Origin of the sequence: Paenibacillus sp. FSL R5-0486, from assembly GCF_037975155.1 — a bacterium.
Lineage (GTDB): Bacteria > Bacillota > Bacilli > Paenibacillales > Paenibacillaceae > Paenibacillus > Paenibacillus amylolyticus.
Genome location: NZ_CP150237.1, coordinates 958,470 through 977,402 on the forward strand (window position 1 = coordinate 958,470; position 18,933 = coordinate 977,402).

15 protein-coding genes are annotated in these 18,933 nt (G+C 45.5%); 12 read left to right on the top strand and 3 right to left on the bottom strand.

Annotation, left to right across the window (positions count from 1 at the left end):
• Positions 1–126: 126 nt before the first annotated feature.
• The 7 genes from MKY01_RS04345 (at position 127) to MKY01_RS04375 (ending at position 8,942) form a co-directional block, all read left to right on the top strand.
• Positions 127–1,101 carry an ABC transporter permease subunit gene (locus MKY01_RS04345; RefSeq protein WP_036606005.1) on the top strand — a complete coding sequence of 325 codons (975 nt, stop codon included), beginning with the start codon at positions 127–129 and terminating at the stop codon, positions 1,099–1,101.
• Positions 1,102–1,116: 15 nt separating this feature from the next.
• Positions 1,117–2,016: a carbohydrate ABC transporter permease gene (locus tag MKY01_RS04350; RefSeq protein ID WP_036668326.1), complete on the top strand. Its 900-nt coding sequence runs from the start codon at positions 1,117–1,119 to the stop codon at positions 2,014–2,016.
• Positions 2,013–3,587, top strand: a complete 1,575-nt coding sequence (locus MKY01_RS04355; protein ID WP_339285534.1) for a glycoside hydrolase family 43 protein — start codon at positions 2,013–2,015, stop codon at positions 3,585–3,587. Before MKY01_RS04350 ends, MKY01_RS04355 begins: the two co-directional genes overlap by 4 nt.
• A gap of 259 nt (positions 3,588–3,846) precedes the next feature.
• Positions 3,847–5,391: a hypothetical protein gene (locus tag MKY01_RS04360; RefSeq protein WP_339285535.1), complete on the top strand. Its 1,545-nt coding sequence runs from the start codon at positions 3,847–3,849 to the stop codon at positions 5,389–5,391.
• A 121-nt stretch (positions 5,392–5,512) separates the two neighbouring features.
• Positions 5,513–5,842, top strand: a complete 330-nt coding sequence (locus MKY01_RS04365) for a metalloregulator ArsR/SmtB family transcription factor (RefSeq protein ID WP_017690603.1) — start codon at positions 5,513–5,515, stop codon at positions 5,840–5,842.
• A gap of 166 nt (positions 5,843–6,008) precedes the next feature.
• Positions 6,009–7,784, top strand: a complete 1,776-nt coding sequence (gene sulP / locus MKY01_RS04370) for a sulfate permease (RefSeq protein WP_339285537.1) — start codon at positions 6,009–6,011, stop codon at positions 7,782–7,784.
• 168 nt (positions 7,785–7,952) lie between these two features.
• Positions 7,953–8,942 carry a phosphotransferase gene (locus MKY01_RS04375; protein WP_339285539.1) on the top strand — a complete coding sequence of 330 codons (990 nt, stop codon included), beginning with the start codon at positions 7,953–7,955 and terminating at the stop codon, positions 8,940–8,942.
• Positions 8,943–9,053: 111 nt separating this feature from the next.
• Here MKY01_RS04375 and MKY01_RS04380 read toward each other — a convergent pair whose 3' ends face one another.
• The 3 genes from MKY01_RS04380 to MKY01_RS04390 form a co-directional block, all read right to left on the bottom strand.
• The gene (locus tag MKY01_RS04380; RefSeq protein ID WP_339285541.1) at positions 9,054–10,043 is read right to left on the bottom strand and encodes a DUF4003 family protein; all 990 of its coding nucleotides are present in this window, start codon (positions 10,041–10,043) and stop codon (positions 9,054–9,056) included.
• A 313-nt stretch (positions 10,044–10,356) separates the two neighbouring features.
• Positions 10,357–10,752: a hypothetical protein gene (locus MKY01_RS04385; RefSeq protein ID WP_036606000.1), complete on the bottom strand. Its 396-nt coding sequence runs from the start codon at positions 10,750–10,752 to the stop codon at positions 10,357–10,359.
• Between the two features lie 169 nt (positions 10,753–10,921).
• A complete protein-coding gene (locus MKY01_RS04390; protein WP_017690584.1) occupies positions 10,922–11,287 on the bottom strand; it encodes a DUF6713 family protein in 366 nt (121 codons plus the stop codon).
• Between the two features lie 168 nt (positions 11,288–11,455).
• On the opposite strand from MKY01_RS04390, the gene MKY01_RS04395 reads away from it, so the two are divergent.
• The 5 genes from MKY01_RS04395 (at position 11,456) to MKY01_RS04415 (ending at position 18,932) form a co-directional block, all read left to right on the top strand.
• Positions 11,456–13,429 carry a serine hydrolase domain-containing protein gene (locus tag MKY01_RS04395; protein WP_339285542.1) on the top strand — a complete coding sequence of 658 codons (1,974 nt, stop codon included), beginning with the start codon at positions 11,456–11,458 and terminating at the stop codon, positions 13,427–13,429.
• A 54-nt stretch (positions 13,430–13,483) separates the two neighbouring features.
• Positions 13,484–14,158: a response regulator transcription factor gene (locus MKY01_RS04400; RefSeq protein ID WP_339285543.1), complete on the top strand. Its 675-nt coding sequence runs from the start codon at positions 13,484–13,486 to the stop codon at positions 14,156–14,158.
• Positions 14,155–15,507 (top strand): ATP-binding protein, encoded by a 1,353-nt coding sequence (locus tag MKY01_RS04405; RefSeq protein ID WP_339285544.1) that lies wholly within the window; start codon positions 14,155–14,157, stop codon positions 15,505–15,507. The genes MKY01_RS04400 and MKY01_RS04405 overlap by 4 nt, the downstream gene beginning before the upstream one ends.
• 333 nt (positions 15,508–15,840) lie before the next feature.
• Entirely contained in the window at positions 15,841–17,220 is a 1,380-nt protein-coding gene (locus MKY01_RS04410) for an amino acid permease (protein ID WP_339285546.1), read from the top strand.
• Between the two features lie 182 nt (positions 17,221–17,402).
• Positions 17,403–18,932: an acetylhydrolase gene (locus MKY01_RS04415; RefSeq protein ID WP_339285547.1), complete on the top strand. Its 1,530-nt coding sequence runs from the start codon at positions 17,403–17,405 to the stop codon at positions 18,930–18,932.
• The last annotated feature ends 1 nt before the right edge of the window (position 18,933 follow it).

Consider the following 18,933-nt stretch of genomic DNA (forward strand, 5'->3'; position numbering starts at 1 on the left):
CACAGAAAGGCTATGGGGAACCCCGTAGCCTTTCTTACACGCTAGATTGGGAGATTGAATAGGAATGGAATCGATTCACCCAGACTGGGTGATATAGATAAACTCGTAAGCAAGGAGAGAAAAAACATGGCCAAAAAGGAGTTGCAGCCTTCGTTAAAAACCAGCCATATCCCGGCGGGAACAAGCTGGATCGGGTACAACCTGTCCAGAATGAAAAGTCAGCGACAATTAATGTGGATGTCATTTCCGTTTATTGCGTTTATCGCTATTTTTGCGTATGGACCATTATGGGGCTGGTTGATGGCGTTTCAGAATTATAGACCGGGCATTGGTTTTATGGAGCAGGATTGGGTGGGGGTGGATCATTTTCGAACGTTATTCACGGACCCTACATTTTTACGTGTCATTCGCAATACGCTGGCGATGAGCCTGATCAGTCTGTTTCTGGGATTTGTCGGCTCAATTGGTCTGGCGCTCTTATTGAATGAACTGCGAATGGTATTGTTCAAACGCGTGGTACAGACGGTTTCCTACCTTCCGCATTTCCTGTCGTGGATCATCGTAACAGGTATTGTTGCGAATGTATTATCAACGGAAACAGGAATAGTGAATGTGCTGTTGACGAAATTGGGCCTGATTGATGCACCGATCAATTTTTTTGCCGAACCAAAGTACTTCTGGGGGATTGTAGGTCTGTCCAGCATGTGGAAGGAAATTGGCTGGGGCACGATTATTTATCTGGCGGCCATGGCGTCGATTAATCCGAGCTTGTACGAGGCAGCTTCCATCGACGGAGCCGGACGGTTTCGTAAAATGTTCAATGTCACGCTTCCAAGCATCAAACCAACGATTATTATCCTGCTTATCATCAACGTTGGTAACGTACTGAACGCGGGTTTTGAGATTCAATACTTGCTGGGGAACGGACTTGTGCAGGATGTATCCGAGACGATCGACATTTTTGTTTTGAAATACGGGATTAATCTCGGCAACTACTCACTTGCCACCGCAGCAGGCATTTTCAAAAGTGTGGTCAGTCTGGTGCTCATATTTATCGCCAACGGGATTGCCAAGTCTCTTGGTGAAGAGCGATTGATATGATAAGGGGGCAGAGCTGTGAAACGATTTAGTAGAAACCGAAGCTTGGGAGACTCTATTTTTTCTATCACCAATGGCATATTTATGTTGCTTGTCATGGTTGTTACGTTATATCCTTTTTTAAACACCATTGCCGTATCTTTCAATAACGGGCTGGATACGATCCGTGGGGGCATCTATCTCTGGCCGAGGGAATGGACGCTGCAAAATTACGTCTCCGTATTCCAAAACCCGAATCTGACACAAGCCGCATTTGTTTCGGTCGCCAGAACCGTGGTGGGAACGGTTGTACAGCTGTTCTGTACAGCCATGCTGGCCTATGTGCTGAGCCGCAAGGAGTATATGTTCAACAAATTGGTCACAACGCTGTTTGTCATGACGATGTATTTCAGCGGCGGCTTAATTCCGGGATACATGCTGATCAAACAAGTGGGGCTGCTGAACAGCTTCTGGGTATACATTATTCCCGGGTTGATCGGGGTGTTCAACATGATCGTCATTCGTACCTACATTCAGGGACTGTCTGAGGGATTGATTGAATCCGCGAAGATGGATGGAGCCGGAGATTTTCGGATTTTCATGCGTATCGTGCTTCCCCTATCCAAGCCGGTTCTGGCTACGGTTGCACTGTTTATTGCTGTAGGTCAGTGGAACTCCTGGTTTGACTCCATGTTGTACACGGCAGGAAATCGGAATTTGACCACCTTGCAGTATGAACTGATGAAATTGTTATCCTCTGCAACCTCACAGGGGGGAACCGTCAACGTGGATTCATTCAAAAATGTAACCAACATGGTGACGCCTGTGTCTATTCGGGCAGCAATCACGGTTGTGACGGCAATGCCGATCGTTTTACTGTATCCGTTCTTGCAAAAATACTTTGTGACTGGACTAACCATTGGAGGGGTAAAAGAATGAAAAATTCAAATCAAGTCGAACAATGCACGTTTAATAATCCGATTATGCCCGGGTTTTATCCAGATCCATCCGTCTGCCGGGTGGGTGAAGATTTTTATCTGGTGACATCAACATTTGCCTATTTTCCTGGCGTTCCGATCTTTCAGAGCCGTGATCTAGTGAATTGGAAACAGATTGGAAATGTGCTGGACCGCCCTTCGCAATTAAATCTTCAGGGAGCAGGCCATTCACAGGGGATATTCGCTCCAACGCTTCGGTATCATGAAGGCACCTTCTATATGATTACAACTAATGTATCACATGGCGGCAATTTTGTTGTAACCGCTACCGACCCGGCTGGGCCATGGTCTGATCCTTATTTTATTGAAGGCGCAGAAGGCATAGACCCTACAATTTTCTTCGATGACGGCAAAGCGTATTACCTTGGTACACGTCCTTGCTCTGAGGGAGTTCGTTACAATGGGAACTGGGAAGTTTGGCTGAGAGAGCTTGATCTGGGCAGTATGAAGCTGGTGGGAGACAGTTACGTTCTGTGGCGCGGGGCGATGGTGGATGTCATCTGGCCGGAAGGCCCGCATCTGTATAAGATCGATGAATATTACTATTTATTGATTGCAGAGGGAGGCACAGGGCCAAACCACGCCGTGACCATTGCTCGTAGTAAAAGTTTGACCGAAGGATACGTCGGGAATCCGAATAATCCAATCATTACACATCGCCATTTGGGTAAACGTTACCCTGTTGTTAATGTAGGACATGCCGACTTGGTGCAGGCTGCGAACGGTCAATGGTTCATGGTCATGCTTGCTTCGCGTCCATATGGAGGGAGCTATAGCAACCTGGGGCGGGAGACGTTCCTTGCTTCTGTTGTTTGGGAGGACGGATGGCCTGTTGTCAATGAGGGCCGCGGAATCCTGGAGGAGCAGGGCACGTTGGATTTGAAGCCTGTTCCGGTAGAGCCGCAACTGCGTTTTGACCATTTTGACAGTGATAAACTGGGCTTGCAATGGATGTTCCTGCGCAATCCTCAGGAGGATCTCTATTCATTAACCGAACGAAAAGGATACTTGCGACTGAAGCTGAAACCGCAAACATTGAAGGAAAAAGAAAATTCCAGCTTTGTATGTCTGCGTCAAAGGCATATGGATTATGTCGCAGCTACAGCGATGGAATTTGTGCCCGGGAATGCCAACGAAACGGCTGGTCTTGTCGTCATTCAGAACGATCTGTATCACGTACGGATTGAGCGTGCTCTGGCGGATAAACAGCAGGTGCTACGTGTGGTGACCGTTATAGATGGTCAGGATAGCCACATTGCGCAAATCGCGCTGGAGGGTGATGTATCGCGGGTGTATATCAAACTGGCCGCAACAGGTCAGCAACTAAACTTCTATTACAGCACAGATGGAAGTCAGTATCATCTGGTCGCGGAACAGGTTGATACAAGTAGCTTGAGCACCGAAGTAGCCGGCGGCTTTGTTGGCTGTTGTATCGGAATGTTTAGCAGCAGCAACGGTACTTCTTCCGATCAGGTAGCGGACTTTGACTGGTTTGAATACGGCTCCATCTAGTAGATTCATCCACATCTGAAATGACTAAAGGCTGAATAGAGTGAATTGACGATTCGGCAGTTGTGGTGACTATGCTACAGATCATATAGAGAAAGCTCAACCATGCAGTTACAAGCGGATGGTTGAGCTTTTTCTATGATGGATATATATTTTCCGATTCCAATAACTCCCTTTCTGCTATATATTAAGAATGATATTCTTATAGAAAGAAGGAGATGTTTTGATTTTCAGAAAACTTGTGAGGTGGACTTTAGTTCTAATGTTTCTACTACCTTCCATCGTCAATAGCCAGCATCAAACCGTGTATGCGGATGAGGGGCCTATTGTGGATTTGAGGTATGAACCTAACGAGGACGGCACTATTTTCATTGAAGGAGTGGCAACAGACTCAGCATATGAGAACGTGAGATTGCAGATTAGTACACTTGACGTTAATACAAGTGGTAAAAGTGAACATGTTAGCTTGTATGAGGCACAAGTAATGACGAATAAAAATGGTTATTTTAGTGTAACCACTTTGAGCATTGACCCCTCTAAAGTAAAGAATGATTATATTTCAATCTCTTTTTATAATGAGAGAGGGAAAGAGTCAACTGTATCACCGGGATATCCTCTAGCTATGCCTAATCTTGACACGAGTCACTTATATGAAGATCCGGATTACATTAAAGTTGGTCCATTTGACAAGTTTAAAGACGGGTACACTCCACCGGTTAAGAATGAAATAGATTATACACAATATGGTGTAGGTGCAGCAGCACCGACAGTAACTACAGCAAAACAGATTAAACAAATCGTTAAACCTGTATCCGTAGCAGCAAGCAACACACATGTCATTGTCTTGACTGCAGATGGAACGATATATGGTTGGGGAGATAATTTACATAACGAAATTAAGGATAGTGTTCATCCAGTACTGCCTGTAACAAAAATTAATAAGCTCTCTAATGTAGTGAAAGTAGGGGCAGGAGAACGTTTTTCACTGTATCTAACCAAGCAAGGCGAACTTTATGGCTGGGGAGACTTGAACTATTTAGGAATCAAAACAATGACGGGAACACCCCAAAAAATCACGCTGATCCCTGAGACGATAAAGGATTTAAGTGTTTACGGGAAGGGTGTCGTATTGTTAACGAATTCGGGGAATGTCTATCAGCTTGGAGGAGCCGGTGGCACAGGTATGAAACTCTTGAAGAATCATCATCGAAAAATCAATATTCGAGATGTTGTGGACGTAACCATTGGCGATCTTGATCGTGCTTACGCCGTTAAGAAGGATGGTACAGTGTGGTATTGGAACACCAATATGAAGGACAAAGAAACTACAGCTACACCAATGCAAGGATTCAAAAATATCAAAAAAATCTCATCGGCTGGAGATAACGGGCCCTATTTGATAGCACTGGATAAAAAGGGGAATCTATGGGCTTGGGGTGATAACACTTCACGTCGGTTGGGTTTCAATGTTACCCAGAAGTTGTACAAGCCTCTGATGATTAACAGAGGACCAATTCGATTGAATGGTGTAGAGATGACGTATCCTCGAGTCGATCTTGCATACAAGGCTATTTCCGCTGGGGATGAGGGAGCATTGGTAGTCACTGTTCAAAATGAAATGTTATTTATGGGATATGGTGCAGGTACAGTTAATTTTGCAAGTACTGAGGAAGCGAGAAATTCCTATAAAAACGTATCACTAATCGAAACAAGTTATAAAAATATGTATTGGGTATCCAATGGGAAGTTATGGGTCGCGGGTTATCGGAATGAATATGGACAGTTGGGATTTGGGGTTAAATTGTAGTGTGTTGTTCGTTTAACAAACCTATTAATAGATAACAACCGTCTGTTCTTATAATGGCTTAGGATAACATCTATGTTATGATATTTGCATCTTCAAAAGTTCGATTGAAGGGGCATAGCCTATGAATCAGAGCATACAACAGTTTAAAGCGGATTTTTTCAAAGCGTTGGCACACCCGATGCGGATTCAGATTCTGGAGCTGCTGAGTGAAGGAGCCAAGAACGTGAATGAACTGCAAAGCATTCTGGGATCGGAAGGCTCTGCCGTTTCACAGCAACTGGCTGTATTGCGCAGCAAAAATGTTGTCCACGGAATCAAAGAAGGGACAACCGTTACCTATTCGCTGCGTGATCCGCTGATTAAGGACCTGCTGGCAGTCACCAAACAGATTTTTGACAATCATCTGGTTGATGCCATTTCCATGCTGGAAGATATTCGTAAAGAGTCCTGACACAATAAACAAGAGCAACTGGGTGTAAGCTCCGGAGGTTCTTGTTTTTTTGTGTTAGGTTCCTGCTGGGATTGTGCGTAATCCGATTGACAGGACGTATGCAGGGGAGTAGTCTTTTAAATATATTCAAATATTCAAATATATGAAGAAAAGAAGGTTTTGGTACATGAAATGGATGGGGAGATATGCAGGGTACAATGCTGCCGCTTTTCGCAAGGATCTGTTATCAGGACTGATTGTAGGTATCATTGCGATTCCACTCGGTATGGCCTTTGCCATCGCTTCCGGGGTCAAACCGGAGTATGGATTGTATACCACAGTCATCGCAGGGATTCTCATTTCCTTGCTGGGTGGGTCCAAGTTCCAGATTGGCGGGCCAACGGGGGCATTCATTCCGATCCTATTTGCCATTGTGATGCAGTATGGATATGAGAATCTGCTGATCGCCGGAATGATGGCCGGTTTGATGCTTGTACTTATGGGCGTATTCAAGCTTGGGGCATTAATTAAGTTTATTCCAAAGCCGGTGACTATCGGTTTTACGGCAGGGATCGCCGTCATTATTTTTAGCGGACAAATAACGAACTTTCTGGGACTTCGAGGCATCGAGAAACACGAGGATTTCTGGTCCAATATGAAAGAAATCGGGATGCATATCTCGACGATTAATATATACAGTGTGCTTACAGCTGGAATCTGTCTGGCTGTTCTTCTGCTTGTGCCCAAGTTTGCACCAAAGGTGCCTGCATCACTGGTGGGGCTAGTTCTTTCGACGGTAGTCGCGGCGTTCTTTTTTGAAGGGCAGGTGGCTACAATTGGTTCGTCCTTTGGCGCGATACCTAACTCATTGCCTCAGTTTCATGTGCCTGAGATCACTTGGGGACGTATCGTGAACTTGCTGCAACCCGCTTTTGTCATCGCCATGCTGGGTGGAATTGAATCGCTGCTATCCGCAGTTGTTGCCGATGGCATGACCGGAAGTCGGCATAACAGCAATCGAGAGTTGATTGGGCAGGGGATTGCTAATATGGTGACGCCGTTATTTGGTGGTATTCCGGCAACAGGAGCGATTGCACGTACAGCAACAAATATCAAATCCGGCGCAGTATCGCCATGGTCTGGCGTGATTCACGGTGTGGTGGTTTTGCTGGTACTTGTTCTCTTTGCGCCATATGCATCGCACATTCCTCTTGCCAGTATGGCTCCCGTTCTCATGCTGGTTGCCTGGAATATGAGTGAACGGAGATCCTTCATACATGTCATGAAAACCAAAACGAGTGATTCACTCGTTCTGCTGATTACCTTTTTGCTGACCGTATTTACAAGTTTAACAACGGCTGTAGAGGTTGGGTTGATTCTGGCTGTCCTTTTATTTGTTAAACGGATGAGTGAGATGTTGAAGGTTGCCAAAGTACTGCCCGATCCTGATCATAAACATGAGAAAGTCATGGCCCACATGGTTCGAGAAGGACATGACTGTCCGCAAATAAGCCTATACACAATTGAAGGGCCACTGTTTTTCGGCGCAGCGGATATGTTCGAGAAGTCGGTCATGGATTCGATTCATCGTCGACCAGGCACTCTGCTGTTGCGCATGGGCAAGGTGCCTTTTATGGATACAACAGGTGAATCCAATCTGGCCCGTGTTGTCAAACATATGGAGAGATCCGGGGGCAGGATTTTACTTTCAGGCATTCAGGCGCAACCGTTGGAAATGTTGAAGAGAACAGGTTTGATTGAACGGATTGGTCCGGATCATATGTTTGAGCACACGGGTGAAGCCATCAATTATGCATTAGTGCATCTGGATGTTCAGAAATGCAGGGGGTGCAAACATTTTGCCTTTCGTGAATGTGCTGCATTGTCGAGTGCTGGCACCGACCCAGAGTGTAATAACCTGCTGAAACCTGGAAAGCGAGTCAATGTAAATAGCCCTATCTAACCTGCTGATGAGAGAGATGGAGCTATAGGAGTCTAAAGAGTATTTGTTTATCAAAATATATATTCTGGAAAATAAACGAAAAATATACTATGTTATAGGTTGATAGGTGAAAGGATTACATCGTCTATTAGATTAGAAATAATCATATTAAACCGAAGGAGCAACCATATGTCCATTCAACCGACTGCTTTACGTTCAGTGCTTAACCCCAGGTACCTGGAGTCTGCATTGAGGAATCACTATGACATTGGAACATGGGAAGAATGTTTGTTTTGGCTTAGAGGATTGAATGATACTTACCGGGTTCGCACGTCCAGTGGCATGTACATTCTCCGTATCTACCGCACTGAAATCACGGAGGCAGATGTTCAGTATGAGCTTTCATTATTGTCTCAACTGAAGAACGTTCTAGGTTCTGCGGAACATACCGACATTGGAGAATACATCGAGAAGAAAGATCATACGGGATATACGGTGTTGGAGGCTGCGGAAGGCAAGCGGGTTGCTGTAATGTTTCGGTATATTGAGGGTACGGAGAACAACCTGGAGGATGAGGAGTCTTGTTACGTTTTTGGTCAATCTGCCGCTGAATTGCATGAGGCTATGGATCAGGTGAACATGGAGCTGCCACGATATGAGCTGGATCTGAAGTTACTTATTGACGAACCCCTTGAGCGAATTATCCACTATATCGGTGAGAACAATGAAGCAGCAGCATTTCTCCATACGTTTGCCACAACGTTAAAAGAACGCATCGTTGCCACTTCCAGACAAGAGCTGGACTTTGGTCTGTGCCATGGCGATATGCATGGAAATAACAATGTGTTTCAACAGGAACATCAGTTCATCCATTATGACTTCGAGTGGGCAGCCAAAGGCTGGCGTGCCTATGATTTAGCTCAAGTGAAATTTCGAAAAAGGCAGTCTGATGAGCGAAAAGCAGCATTATGGGATGCGCTCATGGCAGGATATCGTTCAGTCAGAAGTTTCTCTGCCGAAGATGAGCAGGCGGTTGATCTCTTTATTGTTGCTCGCCGATTCTGGGTGATGGGACTAGATGTTGCTTTTATTGAGAGTGATATGGGTGCGCTGGACTATGGTTCGGATTGGCTGGATAGTTTCGTGGAAGAATTCCGGGATACGGGGATTATATCCTAGCGAATGATGAACATTATTAGGTGTAGGTTTGAATGCTTTAAGACCCTTCCGAGTAAACTTGAACTCGGGAGGGTCTTTTTCATCTTATATTGAAGGTAACAGGGTCACTCATTAATTCGATGATGATGAAGCGGCAGCAGCCGATGCTGCGGCAGTTGCGGCCATGGCCGCTTGTTGAGCGATGATAATATTTGTGATACTGGTTGAGATTGCTGTCGTAAGCACACCGTTCCGCAGATTCTCCACATGTTGAATGGCTACCAGAGCAGACGAGAACAGGAGCAACTCCTGTTTGTCGATTGACCAGGCACCGAAGCCTTTTTGAGTCCGTAACCAGTCATTTGTTTCCGCGACTTCATCCACTAATGACTCTCTGTCCGAAGGCAGTAGAGAAAGTATTCCGAGAGAGGGTAACGTATACGTTTTATCCATTCGGAGATTCCTTTTGCGAAAAGCTTCATTTAAAGCAATCACACGAGCACCTGCATCCGGGGGATCATCTCCAAGAACCAGGACCTGTGTTAACGCCTGCACACTGTTTCTGGAAGAGAACTCTGGTTTTAATTCCCCGTAGAGTTGTTCCATACGTGCCACACCAGTAACCACCTCGAGATCGGAAAGGGCTAACATGGCAGCGAAAATGTAGTCATCCTGTCCAGTGAGGAAACGATGCTCTGATTTCATGCCGTCATAAAATAATTTAGCCCGCTCCACCGTAGGTTGAAACTGGTCAGGTGATGTCTGATTAGCGATCTGATAGGCGGCAATAACCAGATAATCGGAGTTGCGAAATTTAATCTCTTTCATCAAGTCATAGACATGCAAGGTGTCTGCCAGTCTTGTCTCTGCATCCGTTGTAAGGGAGAGCATGGCAGCAATGCTAATGGCCGAATTACCTCTGAATGCAGAGAAAAGTTTTGTGTTTTGCTTAATCAACTCATGGCTTTGACCAATAGCTTCCCCATCCGCTGTTTTATTCTCCGTTGCATAGAGCAGGGCAACCAGACGTTGCATCATCGCGTGTTGCCATTTGAACGACTTCTTGATGATCTGGGTATTGGAAACAAATAATTCAACTCGTTCTGCATGATGCTGCTGCATGGGTACACCTCCATATTCACTGTTATTCTACAGTACTCTATTTCATGATTAGATTACCTTCACGCTGTAACATGACCTCTTCCAATGCCTTGAAGCTGCTGGATTCGGGGTCTCGTCTACGATGGCATATTTTGATTTGGCGTAATCCACTTTATTATCTCCATTTAAGAAAATATAGAATAGACTATCAATCTATTATTACCCTTTTATTTAAGGGGTGCCACTTCCATAAATAAGAGAGTCTAGTTGTTGAATATAAAAAAGACCGCAATCAGCGGTCGTAGGTTAGATTGATCGGTGATATAGGACTAATCTAATTGAAAGAAATTGTGTAGGCTACGTTAGGGTATGCCGTCGTCGATCCTGGAACACGTTCTACGACAGTGATCAGCGTACCCGGATTGTAGTAGGCTGACCCGCCATTGTAAGTATTGTTGCTTACGATAACTGTACCGAGGTCGAGTGTCGTATTATTGTAGTTCCAGTAGTAGCGCAGTTGAAGGGTATTGGCTGCATTTGTCGTAATTTTCACGCTGGTACCAGTCGTTTTAGCGTTAGGAAGAATATAGGCGTATCCTTGCCCGGCCGAGAGCGCATGGGAATAGGTACTTCCATAACTTACGATGGCGGGATTAGCGGAAGCGGTCAGGCTAAACAGAAGGGAGATACCTAGAATAAGTGCAAAAAATGTGCTAATGCGTCTTTTCATAGAATGCCCATCCTCTCAAAATAAAGTGTTTTTATAGTTTAACTCAATGTAAACCAAAAACCTTTTCGAAACGGATTGGAGCCCCTCCTTATTCAGTTTATGTTAGCGCTGACATTCCTAACGACTATACTATATACCAATAAATTACAGATGTAAATAGTGGATCAGATTAGATGATTAGGAATATCAAATGAATTAAAGCGATTATTCCCATAGGGTAGATCAATGATCTGGAGAACCCGTTTTTAAATTCATTTCGAGGATGTTTTTCGAAAAAGAAGTGTAATACGGTATGTATGATGAAAAAGATATCCAGCACCCAAAATGTAATGGTCTGATATGAGCTAAAAAGAAGAGAGAGGATGATGGTATACATTGGCAGGTGAATCCAAGTGAAATACCTATAGGCTTTATCATCTTCCATATCTTTTAACACCATAAACAATTTCCACTCGGACCGCCTGATGGCATCCATTTCGTGAAGCAGAAAGAGAGACAGGTTAAACAAAAATAAAACCAGTAAAAAGTCAGGCATGCAAAGTCTCCTTTTCCTATTCAATCTGTTCCTATCTTACTAAAGGTCATTTGATTTGGCAAAATATGAAAAAAAGGTTCACGCTCCGTTCATACGTGCTTGATATGCTCTCGAAAGAAAGCGTAAGGAACAGGTATTAAAAAATATGCGGAGTGGTGGGGGCAAGTCATGTCATCGTTGATAAGAAAGATTTTTGGGAAAATGATTTTACTGGTGTTATTGTTAGGCATGATATTAGGGGCAACTGGATTAGGGACCATGCCACTATCGGCAGCAGTATCCAATCCGGGATTAAATTCGGGCAAATTGGAGCAAGGAGTCGTAGCGAATCTGGATGATTCAGATCAGTTAACGGCATTCATGGATGGGATGATGGATGTGCAAATGCGATCTTTACAGATTCCAGGCGCAGTCATTTCGATTGTGAAGGATGGGAAGATCCTGCTCTCCAAAGGGTACGGACATTCGAACATCGAAGAAAATAAACCCGTGGATCCCCAAACCAGCTTATTTCGAATTGCTTCAACAACAAAGCTGTTCACATGGACCGCCGTGATGCAATTGGTTGAGGCGGGCAAGCTTGATCTTGATACAGACGTCAACACTTATCTGAAAACGGTGAAAATACCGAAAACCTATGAGGAACCGATTACGTTGCGCCATCTCATGACCCATACCGCAGGATTCGAGGAGGGCGGTGTAGGTTACCAGATCACTACCGATCCGGGGAAACTTCCCGTCTCTATTGCTGAAACGATGGCAAAACATATGCCTGCAAGGGTTAAGCCACCAGGCGAGATGCTGTCGTATTCCAATTATGGCGCCTCACTCGCGGGACTTATCGTCGAAGAGGTCAGTGGTGTTGCCTATAATGACTATATACAGAAAAATATATTTGATCCGCTGGGCATGAATTATGCTACGGTAGAGGAGCCTGTTCCAGCGTCTCTGGAACCTTATGCCGCCCTTGGATACGCCCGAGCTAACGGCGAGTTTGTAACCAAACGGCCAACGTATGAGGGCGGATTCCGTCCTGCGGGATCAGGGAGCGTGTCGGCAAACGATATGGCTCATTTCATGATCGCCCATCTTCAAGACGGGCGATATGAAGATAAACAAATACTCAAGCCGGAAACAGCCAAGCTCATGCATTCTCCGGCATTCCAGTTTGATGAACGTTTACCCGCCATGGATCTGGGCTTTTACGAGTTGAATATGAATGGACTGCGTGTGATCTCTCATGGAGGGGCCGATGAGCTGTTTAATACAGCGCTTTATCTTGTACCGGACAAAAAAGTGGGCATCTTTGTTTCCTATAGTGGAGGGGAAGGCGGAACGGCAGCAGAAGGGTTGGCGCAAGCCTTTTTTGACCGATACTATCCTGTACATGCAACTAAGCAGCCTAATGAAACTTCTATCGAATTAGGGGAGTCTCTGGAAAAATATGCAGGCTCTTATCAATTTACCCGTCGCAATCACACGAAGATCGATAAGTTTTTCAGTTTTCTGACTCAAATCAATGTTGAGTTTTCGGATAACCGACTGTTTATTGGAAGTGGTGCAGATCAGCAAGTGTATACTCCGATTGGCGTGAATTTATTCCAGGAGGTCGGAGGGACACATCAGATGGGGTTCCGCACCGATGCAGAGGGCAAGGTCACGTATCTGTTTCTGGATATATTAAACCCAATGCCGCTGGAACCTGCACCGTTAATGAACCAATCGAAGTTCTGGCTCCTCTTGCTCGGCATTTCGGTTGTTCTGTTCATCACTGTATTGCATGGATTTGTTTATCGCAGACGCGAAATCAGAGTGATGCCAAAAGCACAGAAATGGGCAGTTCGACTGTCAGCTATTACGTCTATATGGGGATTATTAACCTTGGGCGCAACACTTCTGGTGTTGAACATGAATCTGATTGATCGGCTTAGCCATATTCCACTATCTTTACGTCTCTATCTGTTGATGCCGGTTATCCTTGTAGGGTTGACTGCGGCAATATTCATCATGGGCGTTCTGGTATGGAAAAACCAATATTGGACGTTACTGAAGCGTGTGCGCTATACATTTGTAACGGTAGCAGCAGTGATCTTGAGTTTATTTTTCTATCATTGGAACCTGCTGGGCTGGCATTTTGGTTGAAGGCCTCCTCTTAAGTGGAAGAAAAAAGATAGATATCGGAGGCATACATTTGATATGACCAAAATCCTAGTTGTGGATGACGATGTGCATATTCGTGAGCTGATCACCTTGTTTTTACGTAATGAAGGATTCGAGATTGTGGTAGCTAAGGACGGAGCGGAAGCACTGGAGATTGTGGGGAAATCCCAAATCGATCTGGTAATCCTTGATATTATGATGCCGCGATTGGATGGTTGGGAATTATGCAAGGAGATCCGGCGTATGGATCTGAATATGCCATTGCTAATGGTCACGGTAAAAGGGGAATCGGCCCAGAAAGTAAAGGGATTTCAGTTGGGAACAGATGATTATTTAACGAAGCCCTTTGATCCGCTGGAACTTGTGATGAGAGTAAAAGCATTGCTGAAACGTTACCTGATTGCCTCCTCCCAGACCATTCAACTAGGGGGCATTATGCTGAATCGACGTAGCTTTCAAGTGATTCGTGGAGAGGAAACAATCAATTTGCCTCTAAAAGAGTTCGAGTTGCTGTTCATGCTGGCAAACCAGCCTGGGCAGATTTTTACCCGGGAACAGTTAATCATCAAGATCTGGGGGAGTGATTATGAAGGGGATGACCGGACAGTTGATGTTCATATCAAGCGACTAAGGGAAAAATTCGCTGGTGATGCACACCATTTTCAGATTGAAACGGCTCGCAGTTTGGGCTACCGGTTAGTCATCACATGATCAAAACCTTATATGTTCGTATTATTTGCACGTTTCTGGTCGTCATTGTTTTCAGCTTGCTGACCTCTTTTTTCATGGGGGTCTTCCTCTTCAAAAAAGAAGTAAATCATATCGGTCAGAATGACATGATTTCTGTAGGGGAGGAACTGATCCGTCTATATGAGCAAACGCAACCTGAGGACAGGGATGCTTTCATCAAAAGTATGGTGAAGGTGTCCACCTATCCCATTCATCTATATGACGTTTCGGGTAACGTAACCTTTTATGACTTAGACCATACAGAGACCGTTGAAATTGCACCAGAAGTGGTTCAAAAGGTGTTGCAGGGTCAGGTCTATCGTTCTCCCGGAGAAGTGGAGCAGACGTTCATAGGTCTTCCTTTTCCATACAAAGGGGAACCACAAGCCATGTTTATGCAGTATTCTCCGCAGAACGAAAATATCATTAATCGGATGATTTTACTGGTGTTATTGCTTGCACTGTTGATCGGAAGTTTTTGTATCCTTATTGCTGCAAGGTATTTGGTGAAGCCGATTCAGGTGTTGACGCGGGCAACCAAACGACTGGCGAAGGGTGATTTTAATGTGGAAATCCAAACAAAGCGCGTGGACGAAATGGGAGCATTGACGCAGAGTTTTAATGAAATGGCGAGTGAGCTTAAACAGCTGGAACAGATGAGACAGGATTTTGTTTCCAATGTATCTCACGAGATTCAAACGCCGCTGACCTCTATTTCCGGTTTTGCCATGGCTTTGAAAAACAGCAGCCTGGTCGCTGAGGCCGATCGTAACTATTACCTCGATATCATTATTACAGAGAGTGGACGACTATCCAGACTAAGTGATAATCTGCTGGAGCTTGCGTCTCTGGATTCCGATCATCATCCGTTCGAGACAACCACCTATAATCTTGATGAGCAAATCAGGCAAGTGGTGGTGACTTGCGAGCCTCAATGGTCAGCCAAAGGCATTCGAATTCACTTAGAATTGGCGGACGGTATCAAAATCAGGGCAGATCAGGATCAGCTTAACCAAGTGTGGATGAATTTACTAGGCAACAGCATTAAGTTTACTCCCGTGGGCGGACGTATCGAAATACGCACGAACCAGTCTGTGGATGGAATCTTTTTCACGATAACCGATTCGGGCATTGGAATAGCGCCGGAGCAACTGGATTATGTTTTCGAACGGTTTTATAAAACAGACCTGTCACGCGATCGTAGCATTAGTGGTAACGGTCTGGGCCTCGCCATCGTCAAAAAAATCGTGATGCTCCATCACGGAACTGTTGAAATGAGAAGCCAGGTGGGCGTGGGGACAACGGTGATGGTTCATTTGCCTTCCGGATGATTACAAAAATGGATGTAGAGCTGCCAAAGATATTTTTCTGGTAGCTCTTTTTTTATGAGTTTTCAGATCCCTATTCCAGTAGGGATAAAAATCAGGATTAATCTGATTGCAATAAATCATCAAGGGTTATCCTAATCATGTCAGGTGAGGGCATGAGGAAGAGGCACCTTTTTCATGTAAAAGCCCTGTTTAGCTAAACTTCCTCACATTCCTTGTTGTATTTCTGCGGCACATCTCGTACAATTTGGTGGAGTAATTCTGCATTGCGTTAATGTGAATGTGAAAATTAAAGATTACATCAGGAAGCTGTACACAAGAAAAGGGGAGAATCGTTTGGAATCAAAGCAACTATCTAGAGGGCTAAAGCCCCGCCATGTAGAGCTGATTGCACTCGGAGGTACAATCGGCGTTGGTTTGTTCATGGGATCGGCAAGTACGATCAAATGGGCAGGTCCATCCGTGCTGCTGGCTTATTTATTGGCTGGTATCGTTATCTTTTTTGTCATGCGCATTATGGGGGAAATGTTGATTCAGGAGCCGGTCACGGGTTCGTTTGCAACATTTGCTCACAAATATATTAGTCCGCTTGCCGGATTTCTGACCGCCTGGAGCTACTGGTTCCTATGGGTTACGGTTGGTATGGCGGAAGTTACGGCGATTGGTATCTATGTCGGGTATTGGTTCCCGGATATTCCACAGTGGCTGCCTGCACTTGCTGGGGTGCTCATCATTGCGGCGGCAAATCTGGCGGCGGTGAAGTTCTATGGGGAATTTGAATTCTGGTTTGCGATGATCAAGGTGACGGCTATTGTGGCGATGATCGTGATCGGAACCGGGCTCATCTTCTTCGGCTTGGGGAACGGGGGAGAGCCAATCGGACTGTCGAATCTGTTCAGTCATGGTGGCTTCTTCCCTGGAGGCATCAAAGGTTTCCTCTTCGCATTGTGTATCGTAACGGCTGCGTATCAAGGGGTGGAGATGGTCGGTATTACAGCAGGCGAAGCGGAGAATCCGAAACACACTTTGCGTAAAGCGATCAAAAATATCGTGTGGCGTATTCTTATTTTCTACGTTGGTGCCATATTTGTTATCGTAACCTTGTACCCTTGGAACGAAGTAGGCGAGACGGGCAGCCCGTTTGTGCTCACCTTTGCCAAAGTTGGTATTGTTGCTGCAGCGGGGATCATTAACTTTGTGGTGCTCACGGCGGCCATGTCGGGATGTAACAGCGGGATCTACAGTGCGGGACGGATGTTATACACGCTGGCTGAGAATGGGCAGGCACCTGCCTTTTTCAAAAAGCTGTCCAAAGGTGGGGTTCCCCGCAACAGTATCGTCATTACAATCTCCTTGCTGCTGATTGGGGTTGTGCTGAACTACCTGATGCCGGACTCCAAGCTGTTCCTGTACATCTACAGTGCAAGTGTTCTTCCGGGCATGGTTCCATGGTTCGCGCTGGCGTTCAGCCAGTTCCGATTCAGAAGGCGTTGGGGCAACGAGATGGCGGATCATAACTTCAAGTCCAAATGGTTCCCGATCAGCAATTACATTATTATTGTGTATCTGATCCTCGTCATTATCGGTATGGCGTTTAACCCGGATACGCGCTTGCCTCTGGTTGTTGGAGCTACGTTTATGGCAATCGTGGTGGCAGGATATTTCGCATTTGGCATTGGCAAAAGACAACAGATAGATGGCGGCGAAGATCGCTAGTCTAATATTCAAAAATCAACTTATATCGTAATTTCATACGTGCATTCCTTGAATACAATGGAGAACCTGCGGGTGATTCAGCGTCATTCAGGGAGTGCATTTTTTTATCCGCAAAATTCATGCTTGAATCTCCTGTAACTGGAGGTTTTAAGATTGGAGGTAGAAAGGGAGGCTTTAAGCATATGAGGACAGTAGAATGGATTTATCTTATTTTTAACTTGCTTATGTTCGTGGGGGTAATCGGGATCGGGAGACAGAGTCAACATTTTCGGAAAATGGTATGGGGTGGATTCGTCATATCGGGTGTGCTGTTGATCGTCCATAGTGTGGTCGAAGGACTTCGTTGGCCGATGATTCCGGCGTATCTGCTCACGTTGGTTCCACTGGTTGTGTTAGTTACACAGGCAAGACGCCAGCAAAAGTCAGGTGCAACTTCGCTGAATAGTAAATGTTCCGAGGCGCCATCTTCGACATCACCTGTAGCGGGGAAATTCGGACGTGTTCGAATCATCGCAACGTCTCTCTTGGTGGTGGTATACGCTATTGTGAGCATTGGCTTGCCACTGCTGTTCCCGGTGTTTTCGTTTGCCAAGCCAGCAGGTCCCTATGGAATCGGAACGGTATCCTACGATTGGACAGATAACAGCCGTGAGGAGTTGCTGACGAGTTCTGCCGGTGATCAACGGGAGCTGATGGTACAGATCTGGTACCCAACGAATTCAGACGCAGAGGGCGCAACAGCTCCTTATGTTAATAAGCCGGATATCTATGCGACAGCCTTCAATGAAGTGCTGAAACTGCCAAAGCTTTTATTTTCCAGTCTGAGTCAGGTCAAAACACATGCGATACAGGAAGCTCAGTTGTCTGAGGCCGAAGCCAAGTATCCGGTTGTTCTCTTCTCTCATGGTCTGCATGGGTATGAAAATCAGAATACGTTCCAGGTCGAGCAGCTAGTGAGTCAAGGATACATCGTTGTGGGCATTAATCACACGTATAGCAGTCTGGTGTCCGTATTCCCGGATGGACGTGTGGCGCAGTTTGAATCGGAAGGGAAAGAAGGTTTTGAGCAGCTACAATTCAGTTACATGGACAAGTTAAATGAGACATGGGTGAAGGATGCACAGTTTGTGCTGGATGAGGTAGAGAAGTTGGGTGCGGAAGATCCGAGCGGACGCTTTACCGGACGTATGGATCTGGACAATATCGGCATGTTTGGGCATTCATTTGGCGGAGCAACGACAGTACAGATGTTAATGGATGATCCACGTGTGAAAGCAGGCATGAATATGGACGGTGTATTGTTTGGCGAGAAACGTATCCCTGCGGAAGGCGTGGGCAAGCCGTTCCTGATGATGAGTGCAGACTCAACCGTTGCAGGTACAAGTGTGATGAGTGACGAGGAAATTGCTGCGATGGGCACGACCCGTCCGGAAGCCGAGAAATATTACGAGGAAGTGTACGAGCGCTATGAGCCGGTAACCGCAGGAGGGAACTTCTGGATGGAGCTGACCAACACCAAACATCTGAGTTTCTCCGACCTCTACCTGATCTCTCCACTGCTCGAATGGACGCAGGGTGTAGATGCGAGGGGGACACAACAGTTGGTTAACGATACAACGATTGATTTTTTCAACCACTACTTGAAAGGGCAATCGCTTCATTTGGACACGGAAGTGGGAGAACATGAATCCTATTCGTTGAAAAAAGGCTAAA

Excerpts from the sequence above, each read along its gene's own strand:
- MKY01_RS04365 (WP_017690603.1), top strand. The coding sequence starts at position 5,513 with ATGAATCAGAGCATACAACAGTTTAAAGCGGATTTTTTCAAAGCGTTG.
- MKY01_RS04385 (WP_036606000.1), bottom strand. The coding sequence starts at position 10,752 with ATGAAAAGACGCATTAGCACATTTTTTGCACTTATTCTAGGTATCTCC.
- MKY01_RS04400 (WP_339285543.1), top strand. The coding sequence starts at position 13,484 with ATGACCAAAATCCTAGTTGTGGATGACGATGTGCATATTCGTGAGCTG.
- sulP (WP_339285537.1), top strand. The coding sequence starts at position 6,009 with ATGAAATGGATGGGGAGATATGCAGGGTACAATGCTGCCGCTTTTCGC.
- MKY01_RS04380 (WP_339285541.1), bottom strand. The coding sequence starts at position 10,043 with ATGCAGCAGCATCATGCAGAACGAGTTGAATTATTTGTTTCCAATACC.
- MKY01_RS04355 (WP_339285534.1), top strand. The coding sequence starts at position 2,013 with ATGAAAAATTCAAATCAAGTCGAACAATGCACGTTTAATAATCCGATT.
- MKY01_RS04360 (WP_339285535.1), top strand. The coding sequence starts at position 3,847 with ATGTTTCTACTACCTTCCATCGTCAATAGCCAGCATCAAACCGTGTAT.
- MKY01_RS04395 (WP_339285542.1), top strand. The coding sequence starts at position 11,456 with ATGTCATCGTTGATAAGAAAGATTTTTGGGAAAATGATTTTACTGGTG.
- MKY01_RS04390 (WP_017690584.1), bottom strand. The coding sequence starts at position 11,287 with ATGCCTGACTTTTTACTGGTTTTATTTTTGTTTAACCTGTCTCTCTTT.
- MKY01_RS04345 (WP_036606005.1), top strand. The coding sequence starts at position 127 with ATGGCCAAAAAGGAGTTGCAGCCTTCGTTAAAAACCAGCCATATCCCG.
- MKY01_RS04405 (WP_339285544.1), top strand. The coding sequence starts at position 14,155 with ATGATCAAAACCTTATATGTTCGTATTATTTGCACGTTTCTGGTCGTC.
- MKY01_RS04375 (WP_339285539.1), top strand. The coding sequence starts at position 7,953 with ATGTCCATTCAACCGACTGCTTTACGTTCAGTGCTTAACCCCAGGTAC.
- MKY01_RS04415 (WP_339285547.1), top strand. The coding sequence starts at position 17,403 with ATGAGGACAGTAGAATGGATTTATCTTATTTTTAACTTGCTTATGTTC.